The organism is Skermanella mucosa (assembly GCF_016765655.2).
Taxonomy (GTDB): Bacteria; Pseudomonadota; Alphaproteobacteria; order Azospirillales; family Azospirillaceae; genus Skermanella; species Skermanella mucosa.
The window spans coordinates 79,602-102,026 of the sequence record NZ_CP086109.1 but is presented as its reverse complement, the minus strand read 5'-3'; the positions used below and the strand labels follow the sequence as shown (position 1 = coordinate 102,026).

General features: G+C 68.9%; 19 protein-coding genes. 11 read left to right on the top strand and 8 right to left on the bottom strand.

Annotated features, from left to right (window positions below; translation table 11 throughout):
• Positions 1 to 49 precede the first annotated feature (49 nt).
• Entirely contained in the window at positions 50 to 1,678 is a 1,629-nt protein-coding gene (ngg, locus tag JL100_RS35320) for an N-acetylglutaminylglutamine synthetase (protein ID WP_228421838.1), read from the bottom strand.
• A gap of 315 nt (positions 1,679 to 1,993) precedes the next feature.
• On the opposite strand from ngg, the gene JL100_RS35315 reads away from it, so the two are divergent.
• From JL100_RS35315 to JL100_RS35300, 4 genes are read left to right on the top strand one after another with little or no spacing between them, the layout of a single operon-like run.
• A complete protein-coding gene (locus JL100_RS35315) occupies positions 1,994 to 2,734 on the top strand; it encodes a type 1 glutamine amidotransferase domain-containing protein (protein WP_202683822.1) in 741 nt (246 codons plus the stop codon).
• A 48-nt stretch (positions 2,735 to 2,782) separates the two neighbouring features.
• On the top strand, positions 2,783 to 6,082 hold the full coding sequence (locus JL100_RS35310) for a PAS domain S-box protein (protein ID WP_202683821.1): 3,300 nt from the start codon (positions 2,783 to 2,785) through the stop codon (positions 6,080 to 6,082).
• Positions 6,075 to 6,446, top strand: a complete 372-nt coding sequence (locus tag JL100_RS35305; protein WP_202683820.1) for a response regulator — start codon at positions 6,075 to 6,077, stop codon at positions 6,444 to 6,446. The genes JL100_RS35310 and JL100_RS35305 overlap by 8 nt, the downstream gene beginning before the upstream one ends.
• Positions 6,443 to 7,036, top strand: a complete 594-nt coding sequence (locus JL100_RS35300; protein ID WP_202683819.1) for a DUF533 domain-containing protein — start codon at positions 6,443 to 6,445, stop codon at positions 7,034 to 7,036. Before JL100_RS35305 ends, JL100_RS35300 begins: the two co-directional genes overlap by 4 nt.
• 3 nt (positions 7,037 to 7,039) lie before the next feature.
• Here the strand turns inward: JL100_RS35300 and JL100_RS35295 are convergent, their stop codons facing one another.
• The 3 genes from JL100_RS35295 to JL100_RS35285 all read right to left on the bottom strand — a co-directional run bounded on the left by JL100_RS35295 (position 7,040) and on the right by JL100_RS35285 (position 10,805).
• A complete protein-coding gene (locus JL100_RS35295) occupies positions 7,040 to 7,480 on the bottom strand; it encodes a CBS domain-containing protein (protein ID WP_228421823.1) in 441 nt (146 codons plus the stop codon).
• A 45-nt stretch (positions 7,481 to 7,525) separates the two neighbouring features.
• On the bottom strand, positions 7,526 to 9,298 hold the full coding sequence (locus tag JL100_RS35290) for an SLC13 family permease (RefSeq protein ID WP_202683818.1): 1,773 nt from the start codon (positions 9,296 to 9,298) through the stop codon (positions 7,526 to 7,528).
• A gap of 88 nt (positions 9,299 to 9,386) precedes the next feature.
• A complete protein-coding gene (locus JL100_RS35285; protein ID WP_202683817.1) occupies positions 9,387 to 10,805 on the bottom strand; it encodes an Nramp family divalent metal transporter in 1,419 nt (472 codons plus the stop codon).
• Between the two features lie 355 nt (positions 10,806 to 11,160).
• Between JL100_RS35285 and JL100_RS35280 the strand changes: the two genes are divergently transcribed.
• Positions 11,161 to 11,952: an SDR family NAD(P)-dependent oxidoreductase gene (locus JL100_RS35280; protein ID WP_202683816.1), complete on the top strand. Its 792-nt coding sequence runs from the start codon at positions 11,161 to 11,163 to the stop codon at positions 11,950 to 11,952.
• Between the two features lie 197 nt (positions 11,953 to 12,149).
• On the opposite strand, the gene JL100_RS35275 is transcribed toward JL100_RS35280, so the two are convergent.
• The 4 genes from JL100_RS35275 to JL100_RS35260 form a co-directional block, all read right to left on the bottom strand.
• Complete coding sequence (locus JL100_RS35275; RefSeq protein WP_202683815.1) at positions 12,150 to 12,365, bottom strand: hypothetical protein; 216 nt, start codon at positions 12,363 to 12,365, stop codon at positions 12,150 to 12,152.
• A 136-nt stretch (positions 12,366 to 12,501) separates the two neighbouring features.
• Entirely contained in the window at positions 12,502 to 13,068 is a 567-nt protein-coding gene (locus tag JL100_RS35270) for a 2,4'-dihydroxyacetophenone dioxygenase family protein (RefSeq protein WP_407697070.1), read from the bottom strand.
• 105 nt (positions 13,069 to 13,173) lie between these two features.
• A complete protein-coding gene (locus JL100_RS35265) occupies positions 13,174 to 14,220 on the bottom strand; it encodes a LacI family DNA-binding transcriptional regulator (protein WP_228421821.1) in 1,047 nt (348 codons plus the stop codon).
• A 42-nt stretch (positions 14,221 to 14,262) separates the two neighbouring features.
• On the bottom strand, positions 14,263 to 15,603 hold the full coding sequence (locus tag JL100_RS35260; protein WP_202683812.1) for a GH1 family beta-glucosidase: 1,341 nt from the start codon (positions 15,601 to 15,603) through the stop codon (positions 14,263 to 14,265).
• A gap of 193 nt (positions 15,604 to 15,796) precedes the next feature.
• On the opposite strand from JL100_RS35260, the gene JL100_RS35255 reads away from it, so the two are divergent.
• The 6 genes from JL100_RS35255 to JL100_RS35230 all read left to right on the top strand — a co-directional run bounded on the left by JL100_RS35255 (position 15,797) and on the right by JL100_RS35230 (position 22,314).
• A complete protein-coding gene (locus JL100_RS35255; protein WP_228421819.1) occupies positions 15,797 to 17,053 on the top strand; it encodes an ABC transporter substrate-binding protein in 1,257 nt (418 codons plus the stop codon).
• A gap of 63 nt (positions 17,054 to 17,116) precedes the next feature.
• On the top strand, positions 17,117 to 18,064 hold the full coding sequence (locus tag JL100_RS35250) for a carbohydrate ABC transporter permease (RefSeq protein WP_228421817.1): 948 nt from the start codon (positions 17,117 to 17,119) through the stop codon (positions 18,062 to 18,064).
• Complete coding sequence (locus JL100_RS35245) at positions 18,064 to 18,903, top strand: carbohydrate ABC transporter permease (RefSeq protein WP_202683811.1); 840 nt, start codon at positions 18,064 to 18,066, stop codon at positions 18,901 to 18,903. Before JL100_RS35250 ends, JL100_RS35245 begins: the two co-directional genes overlap by 1 nt.
• Before the next feature lie 11 nt (positions 18,904 to 18,914).
• Positions 18,915 to 20,000: an ABC transporter ATP-binding protein gene (locus tag JL100_RS35240; RefSeq protein ID WP_202683810.1), complete on the top strand. Its 1,086-nt coding sequence runs from the start codon at positions 18,915 to 18,917 to the stop codon at positions 19,998 to 20,000.
• Between the two features lie 131 nt (positions 20,001 to 20,131).
• Positions 20,132 to 21,118 carry a Gfo/Idh/MocA family protein gene (locus JL100_RS35235; protein ID WP_202683809.1) on the top strand — a complete coding sequence of 329 codons (987 nt, stop codon included), beginning with the start codon at positions 20,132 to 20,134 and terminating at the stop codon, positions 21,116 to 21,118.
• 23 nt (positions 21,119 to 21,141) lie between these two features.
• Positions 21,142 to 22,314, top strand: a complete 1,173-nt coding sequence (locus tag JL100_RS35230; RefSeq protein WP_202683808.1) for a lactonase family protein — start codon at positions 21,142 to 21,144, stop codon at positions 22,312 to 22,314.
• Positions 22,315 to 22,425 lie beyond the last annotated feature (111 nt).

Here is a 22,425-nt window from a genome sequence, read left to right as displayed (position 1 = left end):
GGTCGATATATCGTTTCCATGAGGATGCCTTCCGGTCTGAAGTGATCAGTCATATGGCCGTCTGCGGGAAAAGCAGGTCGACGAAACGTTCGGCCGTCGGCTGAGGCTCGTGGTTGGCGAGGCCGGGCCGCTCGTTGGCCTCGATGATCACGTAGTCCGGTCCGGCCGGATCGGGTACCAGGAAATCGAGGCCGACCACCGGGATCGCGAGCGCCCTCGCCGCCGCCACGGCAGCGTTCGCGAGGGCGGGATGCAGGGCCGCCGTCACGTCGTGCAGCGTGCCGCCGGTATGCAGGTTGGCGGTCTTGCGCACGAACAGCCGTTCCCCCTCGGCCAGGACGTCGTCCAGCCCGTGGCCGCAGTCGCGCACGCACCTCTCCGTCTCGTCGTCGAGCGGGATCCGACTCTCGCCGCCGGTAGCGGCGGCGCGCCGCCGGCTCTGGGCCTCGATCAGCTGGGCGATCGTGTGCTTGCCGGTACCGGTGACCTCGGCCGGGCGGCGGATCGCCGCGGCGACGACCTTGTAGTCGATCACCACGACGCGGAGGTCGTGGCCTTCCCTGAAGGCTTCGAGCAGGACCGTGTCGGCATGGGCCCGCGCCGAGGCGATCGCCCGCTCCATCGCCTCGGCCGAGCGGACGTCCACGGTGATGCCCTTGCCCTGTTCGCCGCGCGCCGGCTTGACCACCACGCGGCCGTGCTCGGCCAGGAAAGCCTCGTCGTCCGCCGGATCGCCCGCCCGGCGCTGGGGCGGCACTCGCAGCCCCGCCTTCTCCAGGGCTCGGCGGGTGACCGCCTTGTCGTCGCAGAGGCTCAGCGCCACGGCGCTGGTCAGCTCCGACAGGCTTTCCCGGCAGACGATCGACCTGCCGCCGAAGCCGAGCCGGAAGCAGGCGGTCTCGGCATCCAGCACCTCCACCGCGATGCCGCGCCGGCGGGCCTCGTTGATGATGATGGTGGCGTAGGGGTTGAGCGGGGGCTCGGTCTGCGGCCCGATGAAGAGCTTTTCGTTGATCGCGTTGCGGGTCTTGATCGAGAAGACCGGGACGCGGACGAAGCCCAGCTTCTCGTAGAGCGCTATGGCGCACGCATTGTCGTGCATGACGGACAGGTCCATGAAGGCCCGGCCGCGCATTCTGAAGTTGTCGGCCATGGCGCGAACCAGGCATTCACCGATGCCGGGATAGGCTGCCTGGGGATCGGTCGCCAGGCACCACAGGGACGAGCCGTCCTCCGGGTCGCCGAACGCCTCGACATGGTCGATCCCGCCGACCGTGCCGATCACGCTGCCGTCCTGGCCGTCCACCGCGATCAGGTAGCTCAGGTGCGAGCAATCCCGGTGCGCCAGGAGGAAGACTTCGGGAGCCGGCAGCATGCCGCGGGCGGCATAGATGCGGTTGGCCTCCTGGATCTGCGCCGCCGTCTCCAGCGGCCTCACCGTGAACCCGACCGGCACCCGCTCGTCCGGATGCGAGGCGGCAAGATTCAGCCGGAAGGTGTGCGAGGGATCGAGGAACAGTTCCTGCGGGGCCAGCGCCAGCATCACATGGGGTTCGGTGACGTAAGCCGCGATATCGCGCCGTCCCGGTTCCTCGGCCCGCAAGGCCGCGACGATGTCGGCGGGATCACCGAAGGTCTGGCCCAGGATCAGCCGGCCCCAGCCGCAATCCACCGCCACGTCGGACTGCGGCCGGACGGCGGGCTCCGGCCGGTGCGGCGCCTTGGTGGGGTACCCGGCGAGCGTGCCTACCGGGGAGCCGAGAGGGAAGTCGCCGTCTCGGGACAGGCCGGGCCGATTCTCAAGGGCTGCCGTCACGATGTTCAAGCTCCTCACATTTGATTCGGACTAAGAAATCAAGGGGCTTTTTCAACATGCCCGTGGCCGGACCGTCACGTTGCTCCCGTTCACAAAAATTTCCCCCGGACCCGACCGGCCCAAAACCGTCCGGAATTGTTCCGTTATGTCTTCACCGTCCAACCTGGGAGAGCCGTCATGCCGTCCAAGCGGGTCCTGATCATCACCACGTCCCATTCGCAGATGGGCGATACCGGCAAGAAGACCGGATTGTGGCTCGAGGAGCTGTCGACGCCCTATTACGCCCTCAAGGACGCCGGCCTGACCGTGATGCTCGCCTCCATCCGGGGCGGCGAGATCCCGTTCGATCCGGCCAGCATCCCTGCCGAAGCCGGAAGCTCGACCGGCGAGGAACCCGCGGAGCAGCAGGAGGTCCCGGAGTCCGTCCGGCGATTCCTGGCGGACGAGGACGCCATGCGGCTCGCCCGGACGTCGTCGGCGATCGACGAGCTGGCCGGCGAGGATTACGCCGCCCTGTTCATGCCGGGCGGCCACGGGACCATGTGGGACTATCCGGGCAACGCGAAGCTGGCGGAGATGATCGTCGCCGCCGCCGAGCAGGGGAAGGTCGTCGCCTCGGTCTGCCACGGCCCGGCCTGCCTGACCGGCGTCACCATGCTGAACGGCCGCCCCTTCGTCCAGGACCGCCGGGTCACCGCCTTCACCGATACCGAGGAGGAGGCGGTCGGCCTCGCCAAGACGGTTCCCTTCCTGCTGGAGAGCCGGCTGAAGGAGCTGGGAGCCCGGTTCGACCGGGGGCCGGACTGGCAGCCTTTCGCCGTCGTGGACGGCAGGCTGGTCACCGGCCAGAACCCGCAATCCTCGGAACTGGTGGCGAAGCACGTCATCGATCTGCTGGCGGAGGATGAAGACGCCTGAAAGCTGTTGAAGCAGGTACCCGACACCATCAAAGCGAGCCCCTCCTGAATGTCGCCCATGCCCCTCTCCGCCAATCCGGACAGCCGACTTGCCGCGGAACTGAGTTACCGGGAGCGCCAGCACGAGCTGCTGGCCCGCTTCGGCATGGCGGCGCTGAGGAGCATCGACGTGGGCGCGCTGCTGCAGGAGGCGACCAGCCTCTGCGCCGAGGGATTGCGCACCGACCTGTGCAAGGCCCTCGAACGGGTGCCGGGGCCGGACGGGGAGGACACGCTGGTCGTCCGGGCCGGCGTCGGCTGGGCGCCGGGCGTCGTCGGGCAGGCGATCGTCGGGGCCGACCTCGCCTCCCCGGCCGGCTACGCCCTGAAGACGGGGGAGCCCGTCATCTCCAACCACCTCGGCGGCGAGGCGCGCTTCCGGACGCCGAAGCTCCTGATCGAGCACGGGGTCCGCCGGGCGATCAACGTCATCATCCGGGGCGAGGCCGAGCCGTTCGGCGTCCTGGAGGCCGACAGCCGCGAGGAGGGCAAGTTCGACACCGCGGATGCCGCCTTCCTCCAGGGCTTCGCCAACCTGCTGGGTGGCGCCATGGACCGGTCCCGCGTCGAGGCGGCCTACCACGAGCGGAACGAACAGCAGAACCTGATGCTGGAGGGAATCCGCGACCACGCCATCTTCATGACCGACACGCAAGGCCGCATCACCTCCTGGCCCATGGGCGCGCGGGCGATTTTCCAGTGGAGCCCGGAGGAGATCCTGGGGCAGGACACCTCCGTGCTGTTCACCCCCGAGGACCGGGAGAAGGGCGCCCACCGGGCGGAACTGCAGGTGGCGCGCGACAACGGCTTCTCGCTCGACGAACGCTGGCATGTCCGCAAGGACGGCACGCTGTTCTTCGCCGAGGGCTCGGTCCGGCCGCTGCACGACGCCCGGGGCGCCCTGCGCGGCTACCTGAAGGTCGCCCACGACGCGACCGAGCGCCGCCGCGCCGAGGAGGCGCTGCGCGAGAGCGAGGGCCAGTTCCGCATCCTCGCGGACTCGATCCCTCAGCTCGCCTGGATGGCGGACGGGGAGGGGGCCATCCATTGGTACAATCAGCGCTGGTATCAGTTCACCGGCGTCCAGCCGGGCGAGACCGAGGGGTGGAACTGGCGGTCGGTCCACCACCCCGACCATCTGGACCGCGTCGCCGGGCATTTCCGCCGGTGCATCGAGACGGGCGAACCCTGGGAGGACACCTTTCCCCTGCGCGGCCGGGACGGCCGGTACCGCTGGTTCCTGTCCCGGGCGCTGCCCATGCGGGACCGGCGCGGCCGCGTGGTGCGCTGGCTGGGCACCAACACCGACGTGACCGAGCAGCGCGAGGCCGAGGCCCGGATGGTCGAGGCGGAGCGCCGCCTGCAGCTGGCCCTGCGCAGCGCCCGGATCGGCACCTGGTCGTGGAACCTGCACGACGACCGGATCGACGCCGACGCGCGGCTCCGCGAAATCTTCGGCTTCGGCCCCGACGAGACGATCCTGGGCCTTCAGGTCCTGGACCGGGTCCATCCCGGCGACCGGCCCGGCATCGAGGAGATCATATCGACCGCGCGGCGCGAGCACGGCGAATACGACGTCGAGTTCCGGCTGCTGCTGCCGTCCGGCGAGGTCCGCTGGGCCGTCGCGCGCGGCGTGGTGACCGCCGACGCCGTCGAACGGACGCTGACCCTGATCGGCGTCACCTGGGACACCACCGATCGCAAGCGGGCCGAGGCCGACTTGGCGGCCGCCCGCGACGCGGCGGAGGAAGCCAACCTCGCCAAGAGCCAGTTCATCGCCAACATGAGCCACGAGCTGCGCACGCCGCTGAGCGCGGTGATCGGCTATTGCGAGATGCTGGAGGAAGAGGCCGAGGACCTTGGCATAGTGAGCATGCTCGAAGACCTGCGGAAAATCAACGGCAACGCCCGCCACCTTTTGTCGCTGATCAACGACGTGCTCGACATCTCGAAGATCGAGGCCGGCCGGATGGAGGTCTATGCGGAGGCCTTCGAGGTGGCGCCCCTGGTGACGGAGGTCGCCGACACGGTCCATGCCCTGATGGAGAAGAAGTCCAACGCGCTGGAGGTCCGGTGCGGCGCCGACCTGGGGCAGGCCTGTTCGGACCCGGTGAAGATCCGCCAGTGCCTGTTCAACCTGCTGAGCAACGCCGCCAAGTTCACCGAGCGCGGCCGGATCACGCTGTCGGTGGACCGGGTCCGCGTCGAGGAGGAGGACTGGCTGGAGTTCCGGGTGGCCGACACCGGGATCGGCATGACGCCCGAGGCGATGGCCAAGCTGTTCCGCCGGTTCAGCCAGGCGGACGCCTCGACGACGCGGCGCTTCGGCGGGACCGGGCTGGGCCTGGCGATCACCAAGGCGTTCTGCATCATGCTGGGCGGCGACATCGAGGTGGACAGCGAGCCCGGCCAGGGAACGGTCTTCACGGTCCGGCTGCCGGCCGACGCGCGGTCTCGCGCTCCCCAGTATTCGCGGTCGGAGACCGCGGAAGCCGCGGGCGCCGGCAACTGGCCGGCGGCGGCCGACCAGCGGAACCTGGTCCTGGTGATCGACGACGATCCCCATTCCCGCGACCTGGTCTCCCGGTTCCTGACGCGCGAGGGCTTCAGCGTCCAGGCCGCCCATGACGGGCAGGAGGGGCTTCGGCTGGCCGGAGCGCTGAAGCCCTGCGCGATCCTGCTGGACGTGATGATGCCCAGGACGGACGGCTGGGCGGTGCTGACGCTGCTGAAGGCCGATCCGGAACTGGCCGACATTCCCGTCATCATGGTCACGATGGTCCAGGAGAAGCGGCTGGGCTTCTCGCTGGGGGCGGCGGACTACCTGACCAAGCCGGTCCAGTGGACCCGCCTCAAGAACGTGCTGAACCGCTACCGGGGGCGCGCCATCGCGGGCCGGGCGCTGCTGGTCCAGAACGACCCCGGGTCGCGCCGGGAGCTGCGGCAGCTGCTGGAGAAGGAGGGCTGGTCGGTCACCGAGGCGGAGGACCGGGGGTCGGCCCTCGACCGTGCCGGCGAGGCGCGTCCCGACCTGATCCTGGTCGACCTGGAGGCGCCGGGGGGATCGACCGGGCTGATCCAGGAGCTGCGCAGGCGTCCTGAGAGCCGGTCGATCCCGATCATCGCCCTGACCGACGGCGGCATGACCGAATCCGATCGCGAGCGGTTACAGGGAAAGGTGCGCGATATCATCCACACAGACGAGGCCGGTTCCGAGGAGGAACTGATCGCCGAACTTCGCATGATCGCCTCTGGACGGGCCGACCGTCCGGAACCGAGCGTGCCGCAGCCCAAGGGAACCGATGGCTAGGATATTGCTGGTCGAAGACCATGAAGAGATCTGGGACTTCCTGTCGCGCCGCCTGAAGCGCCGGGGCCACGACGTGATCCTGGCCCATGACGGCCAGGAGGGCGTGGACAAGACCCGCCTGGAGCGGCCCGAGGTCGTCCTGCTGGACATGAACCTGCCGGTGATGGACGGCTGGACCGCCGCCCGCACCCTGAAGGCCGACCCGGAAACCGCCCGGGTCCCGCTGATCGCGCTGACCGCCCACGCCATGTCGGGCGACCGGGACAAGGCGCTGGAGGCCGGGTGCGACGACTATCATCCGAAGCCGATCGACTTCTCCCGCCTGCTCTCGCAGATCGACGCGGCGCTGGCTTCGGCGCCATGAGCGGAGCCGGGGAGTTCCTGAGCACGCTGGTCCGGTCCGCCCTCGGGCGCGGCGGGCCGGAGGAGGAGCCGCCGCCTTCTCCGGCGGTGCCCGCGGCGACCCCGCCGGCGGAGGCGGCGGAACCCGCCGGGCCGGACCCCGGGCTGGTCTGCATCCTGTCGGAGAAGGTCCTGCTGGCCTGGCTGAGGAACCGTTACCAGCTCCTGTTCCCCTTCGTCCTCGACCTGCGCCGGCTGGACCGGCCCCAGGCGGACCTGTTCATCCGGGCCATGGTCGCGGCGGCGCAGGCCGACGGCGGGTACGACGGGCGGGAGCGGGAACGCATCGAGGGAATGCTGTCCCTGGTGAATCCCGACGTGGCGGGGCGGGGCGCGCTGGACGCGGCGCTCGAAAACCCGAAGCCGCTGAACGAGGTGCTTCGCGACGTGCGGGACGTGCAGACGGCGGCATTGTTCTATGCCGCCTCGCTGATGGCGGTCGATCGGCGCAACCCCGTCAACCACCATTACCTGCGCTACCTGGCGGCCCGCCTGCAGCTCTCGGACGAGCTGGTGGCGAGCCTGGAGCAGCGCTTCCGCTCCTCCGCCTGACCGTCAGGCCGGATCGTTTCCGCTCAGCCGGTCGGTGAGGTCGCGCAGCCCGCTCTGGACCACCTCGCTTTCCACCAGCAGCCGGCGGGAGACGTCGGAGAGGGTCAGCCAGCCGACGACGCCGGCGCCTCCCTCCGCCACGGCCAGGCGCCGGATATTGTGGGAGGCCATCAGGTCCATGGCGGTGATCAGCGTGTCGTCCGGCCGGCAGGTGAAGACCAGCCGGGTCGCCACCTCCGCCACGCGGGTGCGCCTCGGGTCCTTGCCCTCCGCCACGACGCGGAAGAGGATGTCACGGTCGGTGATGATCCCCTTCAGGTCCGCCGGACTGCCCAGCGGCAGCGCGCTGACGTCCAGCTCTCCCATCAGGATCACGGTTTCCTGGATCGTGGCGTCGGGCTCGACGAACTCCACGTGGCGGGTCATGAAGTCGGCGACCTTCATGGTTTCCTTCCTGTGTCTTGCGGACCCATGTCCTATGGGCGGGGCCTAGCCGAGGGGCCAGACCAGCGCGATGAGGGGGATGCCGGCGGCGATCACCAGGGCCGACAGCGGCATTCCCAGCTTGCAGTAGTCGCCGAACCGGTAGCCGCCGGGACCCATCACCAGCGTGTTGCACTGGTGGCCGAACGGCGTCAGGAAATCGCAGGCCGCACCCAGGGCCACCGCCATCAGGAAAGGGTCGGGGGCGAGGCCCAGCTTCCCGGCCAAGCTGGCGGCGACCGGGGCCATCACCAGCACGGTGGCGGCGTTGTTGAGGAAGGGCGTCACCGCCATCGCCACCACCAGGATCAGGCCGAGCGCCCCCATCGGCGGCAGCGCGCCCGCGGCCACCGACAGCCAGCCGGCGATCAGGTCGGTGGCGCCGGTGGTGCGAACCGCCTCGCTGACCGGGATCAGGGCGCCCAGCAGGATCAGGATCGGCCATTCCACCGACTCGTAGGCGTCGCGCAGGGACAGCGTCCGGGTCAGGAGCAGGGCCAGCGCCGCGCCGAAGAAGGCGAAGGCGACCGGGGCCAGCTTGAGGGCCACGGCGGCCATGGCCAGGGCCAGGACGAGGATCGGCAGCCAGCGCCGCCGCCCGCGCCCCAGCGCCAGGTCGCGCTCGGCCAGGGGCAGGATGCCGAGCGCCGTAAGGCTGTCCGGCAGCACGTCGAAGCGGCCCTGGAGCACCACCACGTCGCCGGCCTGGAAACGGACCGACCGCAGCCTCTGGGTGATCCGCTGGCCGCTCCGGCTGATCGCCAGCAGCGTGACCTGGTAGCGGCCGCGCAGGTCGATGTGGGCCGGCGTCTCGCCGACCAGGGCGGAGTCCCCGGTCACCACGCCCTCGATGGTACCGACGGTGTCGCCGTCGGCGGCGGCCCCGGCGTCCTGTCCGGCAAGTTCCAGCCCGCCGCGGGCGACCACCCGTTCCAGCGCCTCCGGCTCCCCCTCAAGCAGGAGCACGTCGCCGGCCTGGAGGCGGAGCATCGGCGTCGGCTTGTAGCGGCGGAACCGCTCGCGGACCACGGTGGTGAGGGTCGCCGGGCCTTCCGCCAGGGCGGTCACGTCGCGGGCGACGGTGCCGACCAGCGGCGAGCCGGGCGGCACGCGAAGCTCGGCCACGTAGTTCTCGATGTTGATCGCGGCGTCCAGGGACGCGCCGCCCCGCCGGTCGCTGGGCAGCAGCCGGTAGGTCAGGGTGATGCAGGCCAGCCCCAGGGCGGCGATGCCGAGCCCGACCGGCGCATAGTCGAACAGCTGGAAAGGCTGGCCGACGATCTCCTCCCGCACGCGGGAGACGATGATGTTGGGCGAGGTGCCGACCATGGTGATCAGCCCGCCCATCAGCGAGCCGAAGGACAGCGGCATCAGCAGTTGGGAGGGCGGCGTCCCAGTCCGCTTGCCGATCTGGAACGCCACCGGCATCAGGATCGCCAGGGCGCCCACGTTCTTGATGAAGGTGGACAGCACGATCACCGCCAGGACCAGGACGAAGACCTGCGACCGGGTCGTGCGCAGGTAGGGGGCGAGGGGCTGCATCAGCCGCTCGGTCACGCCGGATTTCGCGACGGCGGCGCTGACCAGCAGGGCCGCGGCGACGATGATCACGACCTCGTCGCCGAAGCCGGAGAAGGCATCCTCCGCCGGGACGATGCCGGCCGCGACGGAAGCGAACAGGGCCAGCATGGCGACGACGTCGTACCGGAGCCTTCCCCAGACGAAAAGCGCCATCATCGCGAGGACGATGGCGAAGGCGAAACCCTGGTGAAGAGTCATTTTCTCTCAAGTGGAACGGGCCGGGACGGCGGTATGGGCCTAGCTCAACAACCCAGGCCCCCGATCGTCCCGGCCCGCGGCATTCACCTCATTTGAAGACGCCGAAGACGTTCAGCGCCGTGTAGACCCCGAGGAGCACGATGGCGACGCTGCTGATCACCAGGACGACGTTGAACAGCCCGCCGCCGTAGATCCGGGGGTCGGTCTCCGTCCGGCGCAGGTACCAGACCGCCACCACGGCGCCCAGCAGGAAGATCCCGGTCATGACGCCGCCGATCTGGACCATCAGCACCGGCGAGCGGATGAACAGGTAGGCGGCACCCCACAGGATCGGCAGGATGACGGTGAAGACGCGGATCCACTTGATCCGGGACTGCGTGTTCTGCCAGTCGACCAGCCCGATGACCGAGAGGAAGTTGACATACATGCGCGACCAGCTCGGCACGGCGGCCCAGAGGGTCGAGCCCAGCACGGCGACGGCGCCGACCAGGAACAGGATCGCCACGCCCTCGCCCAGCGTGTCGGTATACATGCGCGACAGGGTGACGATCATCTCGTTGCCCTGGGGCACGAGGCCCTGGGGCTTCAGCACGGCGGCGCCCATGATGAAGAAGGCCAGCGTGCCGAAGGTGTAGATCAGCCAGGACACGAAGGCGTCCTTGTACATCACGCTGATCCAGCCGTTGGCCCGGCGGACCCATTCCTCGCTGCCGTCGGCCGGGCCGACATAGCGGGCGTAGCCCTTCTCGACGCACCAGTAGGTGTAGAAGGTCAGCTCGTCGGCGCCGACGCCGGTGATCCCGAACATGGCGATGGCGGCGCCGATGGTGCCGGCCGGCACCGCGAAGGCGAGCCCGCCCAGGATGTCGGAGGTGCTGTAGCCGTAAGGCGTGAAGGGCAGGCCGACCGCGATCACGATCGTGGCGATGCTGAACACCACGACCAGCAGCACGGCGCCCCGCTCGATCAGGCTGTATTTGTTGGAGTAGAGGAACGCTATGGCCGACACCGCGACGATCGCCGTCCAGATCGTCAGCGACAGGGTGCCGAGCGGATCGCCGCCCAGCGGCATGAGGATGCTGAGGGCCGCCGCCGTTCCGCCGACGATGCCGCCGATCTGGAGGATCTTGGAGAGCGCCATCAGCACCCAGAGGAGATTGATCCAGCCGACCCGGCCGATCTTGGGCGGCACCTTGTTGTAGCCTGTCAGGGCCGGCTGACCCGTGGAGATGGTCCAGCGCGCCAGTTCGACCTGGACCGCCACCTTGACCAGGGTGCTGAAGATGACCATCCAGAGCAGGGCGAACCCCGCCTGGGCGCCGAGCGTGGTGGTGGCGATCAGCTCGCCCGAGCCGACGATGGACGCGCTGAGGATAAGCCCCGGCCCCAGATGCTTGAGACTGTGCGCCCACCCGACCGGGGGCTCCATGATCCCTTCCGGCGTGAGGTGGTAGGGATCGTCATCGATGACCGGATAGGTCTCGGTGGTTGCCGTCGTACTGCTCATTGCTCGATTGTTCCTCCCGTTATGGCTTCGTGAACTCCCCGGCCATGGGATCGACGCCGCCAGGCCCGGCGGGCGGGTCCAAGTGGGGCGGCAGCGCCGACAGGGGAGGAAACGCGCCAATCGCCGAGACGATCCGATTCAGGCGTGCGGGAGAATGACGCCCCCCCGTAAGAGCCGCATACGTCATCAATCGTGATAGCGGTGCCGACGTTCGGAGACGGTGCCGACATGCCGTAGCGGCCGCGAATGTCAGCAAACGTCATGACGCCCCGGTCCGTTCGCGGGACAGGAACCCTGCCATCCCGCCCGCGGTTGAAGCCCCGGCATCCATGCAATCGAAGAAAGGCAGGACCTCATGGCCGACCAAACGACGAAACCCCTGGCGGTGGTCACCGGCGCCTCGACCGGCATCGGCTACGAACTGGCGGAGGAATGCGTCCGGAACGGCTTCGACCTGATCGTCGCCGCCGACGAGCCCCGGATCAACGAAGCGGCCCAGAAGCTGCGGCAGATGGGTGCCGCGGTCGATGCGGTCGAGGCGGACCTGGCGACCATCGAGGGAGTGGACCGGCTCTGCGCGGCGATCAGGGGCCGGCCGGTCGACGCGCTGCTGGCCAATGCCGGCCGGGGCCTGGGCAAGGGCTTCCTGGACCAGGATTTCGGCGATATCCGGCACGTGATCGACACCAACGTCACCGGCACGCTCTACCTGCTGCACAAGGTGGGGCGTGACATGCGGACCCGGGGCCAGGGCCGCATCCTGATCACCGGATCGATCGCCGGCTTCATGCCGGGCACGTACCAAGCCGTCTACAACGGCACCAAGGCGATGCTGGACAGCTTCTCCTTCGCGCTCCGCCACGAGCTGAAGGACACCGGCATCACGGTGACCTGCCTGATGCCGGGAGCGACCGAGACCGATTTCTTCGAACGGGCCGACATGATGGACACCAAGGTCGGACAGCAGAAGAAGGACGATCCCGCCGATGTCGCGAAGACCGGCTTCAAGGCGATGATGAAGGGCGAGGGCGACGTGGTCAGCGGCTGGCACAACAAGCTTCAGACGGCCATCGCGTCGGTGACGCCGTCGGGCGTCCTGGCCGGAATGCACCGCCGGATGGCGGAGCCAGGCAAGGACAAGCGGTAGCCGCGGCCATCAGTCCCGGCGGAATGACGACACCCCCTCCCCCGGGCAAGGACGCATTTGTCATGATTCGTGATGGCGGCGTCCTTGCCGGGCCGTCGGCGGGCTTCTCTTATCCACGGTTCAAAGATCCGGCACCGAAGCGCCGGAGGCAGTGTAGCGGGACTTTGTAAAGGAATAATGTCCTTAGAAGCTTCCGTTCACCTTCCGGAATCCCGCGCCGGGCGGGTGGCCTTTCCGCCGATACCCGCCACATCGACGTCGCCGCCGGCGATGCCGGCGCCCGTGGATCCCGGATCGGCCCCTCCGCTGAGGCCGCCGCGCCCGGAGCCGGCGATGATCGCGGGTTTCCGGACCTCCGCCGGTTCCGTGTTCCGCTGCTTCGATCCCGGTGCCGCCTTCCGATCGTCCGTCATCCTGGTTCCTTTCCTGTTAGCCGGAAATGCCGGATCAAACAGGAGAAGAGCGAATTCGGCACGCCCGGCCCCTGGAGCGGTACCAGATCAGCTTGTCCCGGCCGGAACAGGCGGGTCGACCCGGTCGGAAACCGCTCTACCGAACGAAGCGGTTCGCGTAGTCCGCACCCAGGCCGATCCGCTCGTAGTGGCGGCGGACATTCTCCAGCTTGGTGAAGACGTCCTCGTAGCCAAGCGCCTTGCCGTAGGGATCGACATAGGTGTAGCCGCCCGTGACATGGAACAGCGTGGCCATCTCCTCGACGCCTTCCGGCACCACCAGGGTATGGGTCTCGCCCGGCGGCTCGAAGGCGTAGTCGCCGGCCGTGGCGACCCAGTCATGCTCCAGATAGTGCCATTTGCCGCGCAGCGTGATCGCATGCACCGGCCCGCTGTGGCGGTGGCGGGACAGGATGCCCGAGGAGCGGACCCGCAGGATATTGACGTAGTATCCCTGGCTGACGCTGAGCACGAGCGGCTTGAACGACACGTCGTCCGACTGCGGCACCCAGTCCCGCTCGTCGCCGCCATCCAGGTCGAGGACGCCGGCGGAGAAGATGTCCGGCATCATGCCGGTCGGCTGGGGAAGCTGGTACGCCACCCTGCTGGTGTCGAGCGCCGGCTTCCCGGACATGGTTTCGGCCGGGCGGGCCGTAGGATTCATGGTCATCGCTGCCTCCGGTTCGATCATTCTTTCCTGCGCGGCATTCAACCAGGAGAATGCGGTTTGATCTACAGACCTGTTCGGATGTTTTCGGCCGGCCCGGTCTCAGGCCATGTCGTCCTCGTCGCGGAAGCGGCGGAGGTCGTCGATGCGGACATAGGGAAGGACGGTGGCAAGGCTTTCCGCGGGCCTGCCCTCCAGCAGGGCAAGGGTGTGGTGGGCCAGCATCTCGCCGACGCGGCGCTGGGGCTGGTAGTAGTAGATCACCTTCTGCTCCGACAGCATGCGGAACGGCATGCCGCCGAATCCCACCACCGGCAACCCGTCGCGGATGGTGTCCACGCCGCAGCCGATCAGCCCTTCGAGCACGCCGACCACCGACATCTGGTTGGCGCAGATGATAGCGGTGGCCGACTTGCCCTCGGTCACGAGGCGCCGGGCCGCTTCGCGCGCCGCCCGCACCGAGAGGTCGGCCACCACGGAAAGGGCGGGGTCCCAGGGCAGGCCGGCCTCGGCCAGGGCGCGCTGGTAGCCCCGCATGCGGTAGCCGAGATATGTCAGGCCGCCCGAGGGATTGATCAGGGCGATGCGCCGGTGGCCCTCGGCGGCGAGGCGGGTCACCGCGTCGAACACGGCCCCCTCGTCGTCGTGGTCCACATAGGCGTGGGGCGTCTGGAGCTCGGTCCGGCCGAAGCTGACGAAGGGGAAGTCGCGTTCCAGGCAGTAGCGCACCCGCTCGTCCAGCGGCAGGGTCCGGGAGAACACGACGGCGTCGGCCATGCGCTGCTCATACACCTTGCGCACGGCTTCCAGCGGCGTCTGCCTGCCGGTCTGGGCCAGGACGAGGAGGTTGTAGTGGGACACCTCCAGCCCCGCCGACAGGCTTTCCACCTGGGCCAGGAAGCCCGGATCGCCGTAGTCGCCGACCTCGGGCGCGAACAGGATCGAGCAGACCTTCATCGTCCTGCCGGTGCGCAGGTGGATACCGCCGATGTTGGGAACGTAGCCGAAGGAGGCCGCGGCCTCCTTGACCCGGGCGATGGTTTCCGGCCGCACCTCCGGCCCGTCCTTCAGGGCGCGCGAGACGGTCGTGACCGACAGGCCGAGGTGGTCCGCCAGGGTCTTGAGATTGGCCTGCCGCCTCGCCGTCACGCCTAGTCCTCCAGCACCGTGTCCGTTGGCCTTCCGCATAGCTCAGAACTGGCCCCCGGGCAAAGCGTTGCCGGCGATGACGGCGCGCATGAAGTCGAAAGAGGCCTTGGGCGTGCGCTTCTGGGTGCGGTAATCGACATGCACCAGGCCGAACCGCTTGTCGTAGCCGCGCGCCCATTCGAAGTTGTCGAGCAGGGACCAGGGCATGAAGCCCCGGATGTCGGCCCCTTCCGCCATGGCCCTGTGCAGGTTGGCGAGATAGTCCTTGTAGTAGGCGATGCGGTCCTGGTCGTCCACCCGGCCGTCGGCCTGAACGCAGTCGAGGAAGGCGCCGCCGTTCTCGGTCACGTAGACCGGCGGATTGCGGTAGCGGTGCTTCAGGATCATCAGGGCCTCGTAGAAGGCCCGCCCGTCGATCGCCCAGTTCATCTCCGTCCGGCGGAAATAGAACGGCGGCTCGGCATGGCGGAACGGCCAGGCCTCGCCGGACGCCGCCTCCACATAGCTGGGGAAGTAGTGGTTGACGCCGAGGAAATCGACGGGGCGGCTGATTTCCTCCAGGTCGCCGGGGGCGACGTGCTCGGCGAAGCGGTCGGCCAGCGAGGCGGGGTAGCGGCCGAAATAGACCGGGTCCAGGAACACGCCGTTCCACTTGTCCTCGAACAAATCGGCCAGATGGGCGTCGCGTTCGGCGAAGCGGGGCAGGGGGCGGGCCTTGTGGATCGGCAGGACGAAGCCGACGCCGGCCCGAGGCGTCAGGTCGCGCAGCGTCGCGACCGCCCGGCCGTGGGCCAGGTTGATGTGGTGCGCCGCCCGCACGGCGGCCCGCGGGTCGGTCAGGCCCGGCGCGTGCCGGCCCTCCTCGTGGCCGATCCAGGCGGAGACGCTGGGCTCGTTGAAGGTCACCCACTTCTCGACCCGGTCGCCCAGCCGCCGGGCCATGACGGCGGCATAGTCGGCGAACCAGGAGGCGCTGTCGCGGTTGGTCCAGCCGCCCCGGTCCTGGAGCGCCTGGGGCAGGTCCCAGTGGTACAGGCAGGGCCAGGCGCGCAGGCCGCGCTCCAGCAGGCCGTCGACCACGCGGTCGTAGAAGTCGAGGCCCTTTTCGTTCAGCCGGCCGGTGCCTTCGGGCATCACCCGGGGCCACATGATCGAGAAGCGGTAGACCGAAGCGCCCAGCGTCCGCAGAAGGTCCAGATCCTCGGGGTAGCGGTGATAATGGTCGCAGGCGACCGAGCCGTCGTCGCCGTTGGCCACCTTGCCGGGCGTGGCGCAGTAGGTGTCCCAGATGCTGCGACCGCGCCCGTCGTCCGGCGCTCCCCCCTCGATCTGGTAGCTGGACGTGGACACTCCCCACACGAACCCCTCGGGGAAACGAAGCATCGCGGAACCCTCCCGGTCTGGCGCGCCGCTGCGGCGCGTTCGAATTTCGTAACGTTACGATTTTGATCGTAGCGCCGGGGTGCCGGGACTGGCAAGGATCATTTCGGGATTGACATCCCTCGGCACAAGGTCATACTTACCGAAAATCGAAACGTTACGATCCATAACGCGGATCGAACCAGGGAGGGTCGGGATGCGTGTTTCCATGCTGATGACGGGATTCGGGGCGGGGCTGGCGGTCGCGGTGGCGGCCGGGCTCGCGGCGCCGGCGGCCACGGCCCAGACGGCCGAGGTGCTGCACTGGTGGACGTCGGGGGGCGAGTCCGCCGCCCTGGGCGAGGTCCGCTCCGCTTTCACGGCGCGCGGCGGGACCTGGAACGACACCCCGATCGCCGGCGGCGCCAATGCCCGGGCGGCCGCGGTCAACCGCATGATCGGCAACGACGCTCCCGCGATCTTCCAGTTCTCGGTCGGCGAACAGCTCAAGGAACTGGCGGCGCAGGGCTTCGTGGGCGACGTCCAGCAGGTCGCGGCGGCCGGCAACTGGGACGCGGTCCTGCCGCCCCTGATCGCCCGGATCGCCAAGGAAGACGGCAAGTATATCGCCGCCCCGCTGAACATCCACGGCGAGAACTGGATGTTCTACAACACCGCCGTGCTGGAGAAGGCCGGCGTCGCCGTGCCCAAGACCTGGCCGGAATTCCTGGAGGCCGCCGGGAGGCTGAAGGCGGCGGGCGTGACGCCGATCGCCCTGGGCGGCCAGCCCTGGCAGGAGCGGGTGCTGTTCAACACGGTGCTGCTCGGCGTCGGCGGGCGCGAGCATTACGCCAGGGTCTACGGCGACCTGGACAAGGCGGCGATGAATTCCGACGCGATGCTGGAGGCGTTCAGCACCTTCGCGGCGCTTCGCGGCTTCGTGGACGAGGGCAGCCCGGGCCGCCGCTGGAACGAGGCGACCGCGATGCTGATGCGCGGCGACGCGGCCTTCCAGTTCACCGGCGACTGGGCCAAGGGCGAGCTGGTGGCGGCCGGCATCGAGCCGGGAACCACCGTCGGCTGCATGCTGGCCCCGGCGAAGGACGCCGCCTACATCATGGCGGTGGACGCCTTCTCGTTCGGCGCCACGTCGGACCCGCAGGTCAAGGCGGCCCAGAAGCTGATGGCCGAGGTCATCATGGACCCGCAGGTCCAGATCGCCTTCAACCGGCGCAAGGGCTCGATCCCGGTGCGCACCGACGTGACCGATCCCGGCTTCGACAGCTGCGCCAAGCTGGCGATCGCCACCATCAAGGACCCTGCGACCCATCTGGTCAGCACCGGGCTGTTCGGCGTCTCCAGCGCCGTCTCCGGGGCGATCGACGACGCCATCTCGCAGTTCTGGAACAGTCCCTCCATGACGCCGGAACAGGGGCGCAGCCTGTTCGTGCAGACCGTCGAGGACGCCCGGTAGGGGCGCCCCGCCTTCCGATCGCTTGACCGGCCCGGGATCGTCCGGGCCGGCGATGGAGCATCCATGTCCCATGCAGAACAGAGCCGGCCGGCGATCCTGATGGCCGAGGGCGGCGCGCCGGCCGTCCGGCCCCGATGGCGGCTGGCGCCCATGACGGCGGCGCGGATCGCGCTGATCCCGGCGGCGGTCATCACGATCGTCTGCTTCTACGCCTTCATCGTCTGGACCTTCGTGATCTCGCTGACCCGGTCGCGCCTGCTGCCGGTCTATGATTTCGTCGGGTTCGACCAGTACCGCCGGCTGTTCGCCAGCGCCCGCTGGTGGACCGCCATGGAGAACCTGGCGATCCACGGCACGCTGTTCATCGCGGGCTGCACGGTCGCGGGCTATGCGCTGGCGATCATGATCGACCGGGGCGTCCGGGCCGAGGGGTTCTTCCGGACGGTGTTCATGCTGCCGCTGTCCATGTCGTTCATCGTGACCGGCCTGATCTGGCAATGGATGCTGAACCCGGTGTTCGGCATCCAGGACGCGGTGCGGGACCTGGGCTGGGAAGGGTTCGTCTTCAACTGGATCGTCCAGCCGGACCGGGCGATCTATACCCTGGCGATCGCCGGGATCTGGCAGCAGGTCGGGCTGTGCATGGCGCTGTTCCTGGCGGGGCTTCGGGGCGTCGATCCCAACGTCTGGAAGGCCGCCCGGATCGACGGCATACCGACCTGGCGGGTCTATACGGACATCGTCACCCCGATGCTGCGGCCCGTGTTCTTCACCGTCTTCGTTCTGCTGTCGGCGCTGGTGATGAAGTCGTTCGACCTGGTCGTGGCACTGACCGGCGGCGGGCCGGGCTTCGCGTCGGACCTGCCGGCGCGGTTCGTGGTCGACCATATCCTGAACCGGCAGGAGCTGGGCCTGGGCGCCGCCGGCGCCTTCATGATGCTGTGCACCGTGGTCGCGGTGATCGGCCCCTACCTGTACCGGGAAATCCACAAGAGCCGGGGGGCACGGTGATGCGCTACCAGCGGGTCGTCCTGTATCTGCTGCTCGGCACGGCGGCGCTCGCCATGATGGCGCCCCTGCTGATCATGTTCTCCACCTCGCTGAAGCCGATGGACGAGATCCGCGGCGGCAGCCTGTTCGCCCTGCCGCGGGCCCCGACGCTGGAGGCGTGGGGCAAGGCCTGGGGCGGGCGCGACGGGGGCAGCGGCGGGCTGTCGGGGCAGTTCGTCAATTCCTTCGTCATCGTGTTCCCGGCGCTGTTCCTGTCGGTCGGGCTGGGCTCGCTGACGGGCTACGCGCTCAGCCTGTGGAAGCTGCGCTTCGCCAACCTGCTGTTCGCGGCGGTGCTGATCGGGCTGTTCATCCCGCCGCAGGTGACGCTCTACCCGATGATCGTGCTGGTGCGGGAGCTGGGGCTGTTCGGCACCGTGCCGGGGCTGGTGCTGGTCCACGTGGTCTGGGGGCTGGCCTTCGTGACCCTGCTGTTCCGCAACTTCTTCCAGTCGGTGCCGGCGGACCTGATGAAGGCGGCGCGGATCGACGGGGCCGGGTTCCTGGCGATCTTCTGGCACATCATGCTGCCGCTCTCGCTGCCGGTGTTCGCGGTCGCGGTGATCCTCCAGTTCACCTATATCTGGAACGACTTCCTGCTGGGGCTGACCTTCAGCGGTCGCGGCAGCCAGCCGGTGACGGTGGCGCTCAACAACCTCGTCGGATCGCAGTTCGGCGAGCAGGAATACAACGTCAACATGGCGGCGACGATGCTCGCGGCCCTTCCGACCGTCCTGGTCTACCTGTTTTCCGGGCGCCTGTTCGTGCGCGGCATCGCCGCCGGCGCCGTCAAAGGATGAGGACCCAACCCATGAACGGCGTGACGCTCGAAGACGTTCGCAAGAGCTACGGCCACCTGACCATCATCGACGGCCTGAACCTGGAGGTGGAGCACGGCGAGTTCCTGGTATTGCTGGGGCCGTCGGGCTGCGGCAAGTCCACCCTGCTGAACATGATCGCGGGGCTGGAGCCGATCACCGGCGGGCGCATCCTGATCGGCGGCCGGGACGTGACGAAGCTGGAGCCGGACGAGCGGGACATCGCGATGGTGTTCCAGTCCTACGCGCTCTACCCGACCATGTCGGTGCGCCGGAACATCGGCTTCGGCCTGCGCATGCGGGGAACGCCGAAGGCCGAGGTGGAGCGCAAGGTGGCGGAGGTCGCCCAGCTCCTGCGGATCGGCCACCTGCTGGACCGGCGTCCGTCCGAGCTGTCCGGCGGCCAGCAGCAGCGTGTCGCGATCGGCCGCGCGCTGGTGCGGCAGCCCAAGGTCTTCCTGTTCGACGAGCCGCTCAGCAACCTGGACGCCAAGCTGCGCGCCGACATGCGGATCGAGCTGAAGCGGCTGCACGAGCGGGTGGGGCGGACCATGGTCTATGTCACCCACGACCAGATCGAGGCGATGACCATGGCGACCCGGATCGTCGTGATGGACCAGGGGCGGATCCAGCAGTGCGACAGCCCGGAGGAGGTCTACGACCGGCCGGCCAACCGGTTCGTCGCGTCCTTCGTGGGGGCGCCGACCATGAACTTCCTGGAGGGGCGGCTGGGGCCGGCGGGCGACCATGTCGGGCTGGTCTGCGGCGGGGCCACGATCCCGCTGCCGGGGCTGGCGCCGCCCTCGGGGTCGGGGGAGGGCAGGCCGATCACGCTCGGTTTCCGGCCGGAGCATATCCGCATCGCCGAGGGCGGCGGCGGGGGATCGTTCGAGGCGCGCCCGATCATGGCCGAGCCGACCGGCCCCGACATGTATGTTCTGCTTGCCACCGGGGCGGGGGAGGTCACCGCCCGCATGGCGCCGAACCAGCGGATCGAGCGCAACGCGCCGCTGCCGGTGATGCTGGACGGGGGACGGGTGTCGCTGTTCGATCCGGAGGACGGCCGGCGGCTGGGCTGAAGCTTCGGAGTGTTCGGCTTCTGTTTTTTGGCCACAGATGACGGCGATGGACGAAGATAAGCATTCATCTGAGCCCATCGCCGTCATCTGTGGCAAAGAAAGAACGAAAAACTCAGGGAGGGAAGGCCGTCATGGAACCCGTACGCTGGGGTATTCTGGGCACCGCGAAGATCGCCGTCGAGAAGGTGATACCCGGTTTCCGCCGCACCGATACCGCCGAGGTGGTCGCGATCGCGTCCCGCGATGCCGGCCGGGCGGAGGCCTGCGCCGCGCGGCTGGGCATTCCGAAGGCCCATGGCGGCTACGAGGCGCTGCTGGCCGACGATGCCGTGGAAGCGGTCTATATCCCGCTGCCCAACGACCAGCATGTGCCCTGGGCGATCCGGGCCGCCGAGGCCGGCAAGCACGTACTGTGCGAGAAGCCGCTGGCGCTGACCGCGGCGGAGGCCGAAACGCTGGTCGCCGCGCGCGACCGCACCGGCCGGCTGATCCAGGAAGCCTTCATGGTCCGGCACCATCCCCAGTGGCTACGGGTCCGCGAGCTGATCCGGGAGGGGCGGATCGGGGCGCTGCTGGCGATGACCTGCACCTTCAGCTACCACAATGCCGATCCGGCCAATATCCGCAACAGCGCGGAGCAGGGCGGCGGCGCGCTCTACGATATCGGCTGCTATCCCGTCATGCTGGCGCGCTGGCTGTTCGGCGCCGAGCCGGAGCGGGTCGCGGCCTTGGTCGAGCGCGATCCGGACATGGGGATCGACGTGCTGACCTCCGCCCTGATGGCGTTTCCCGGGGGAGGGCAGGCGAGCTTCACCGTCTCGACCCGGATGGTGCCCTACCAGCGGGTCCACTGCCTGGGAAGCCGGGGGCGGATCGAGGTGCTGATCCCGTTCAACGCGCCGCCGGACCGGCCCTGCCGGATAATGGTCGACGACGGAAGCCGGCACGCCGACGCCTCCGCGGTGGCGGAGGACATGGAGGTCGTTGACCAGTACGCCCTCCAGGCGGCCGATTTCGCCCGGCTGCTGAGGGGCGGGCTGGCGCCGGACTATCCGCTGGAGGATGCGGTGGCGAACCTCCGCGTCATCGAGGCGTTGTTCAAGGCAGGTTCCAAGTAGAAAAGAAAACGGGAGGAACGACCATGCAGATCGACCGCCGCCAGTTCATGGTGTCCGCAGCGGGTGCTTCGGCCATCTTGGCGTTTCCCGAACTCGCTTCAGGCAGGACCATGGCACGATACGCTTATGTCGGCTCCTACACCAAGGACCCGCCCGGCGGGGGCAGCGACAATCCCGTCGGGCTCTCGGTTTTCCGGGTCGATCCGGATACCGGCGCCTTCACGCTGATCCAGCAGGTGCCGAGCGCCAACCCGTCCTTCGTGGCGCTCCATCCGTCGGGGCGTTTCCTCTACGCCGTCAACGAGATCGACGATTACGGGGGGAGCAGGGCGGGCTCGGCGGAGGCCTACGCCATCAGCCCCGAGACCGGGACCATCTCCCTGCTGAACCGGCAGTCGGTGGTGGGCCACATCCCGGCGCACCTGGCGGTCGATCCTTCGGGACGGCACCTGGTGGTCGCCAACTACATGGGTGGCAACTTCGTCGCCCTGCCGATCGAGGCGGACGGCAGGCTCGGTCCCGCGAGCGGCGAGTTCATGAACAAGGGCAGCGGCCCCAACCCGGAGCGCCAGGAGGCGCCGCACCCGCATGCGGTCACCTTCGATCCGGCCGGCCGGTACATCGCCACGGCCGACCTGGGCATCGACAAGGTTCAGATCCTGCGGCTGGAGGGCGGCGGGCTGTCCCTGGTGAGCGAGGCGTCCATGGCGCCCGGGGCCGGCCCGAGGCACGTGGCTTTCCACCGGGACGGGCGCATCCTGTATGTCCTGAACGAGTTGGACGCGACCATCACCGCCCTGGAATACGACCCGGCCACCGGCGAGCTCGGCCGCGGGCTCCAGACCGTGCGGACCGAACCGGCCGGCTATTCCGGTCCCCAAAGCACCGCCGAGATCGCGGTGCATCCCGACGGCAGGTTCCTCTACGCCTCCAACCGGGGGCACGACAGCATCGCGTCCTTCGGGATCGACCCTTCCAGCGGGCTGCTGTCGCCGATCGGGCATACCACGGCCGGCATCGCCTTCCCGCGCAACTTCGCCATCGACCCGGGCGGAACCTGGCTCTATGTCGCCAACCAGAAGGGCGACGACATCGTGCAGTTCCGGATCGACCGGGAGACCGGACGGCTGACGCCCACCGGGAACGTAACCCGGTCGATCACGCCGGTGGCGATCGTGTTCCGGCCGGCGGGCTGAAGCGGCCGAAGCGAATTTCCGGGGCCGTCGAGGTCATCTGGAAACCTCACGGCCCTATGGAACCTCGTCCCCTCGACGGGAGTGGAACACTTCAGTCGTTTCTAATGTTTG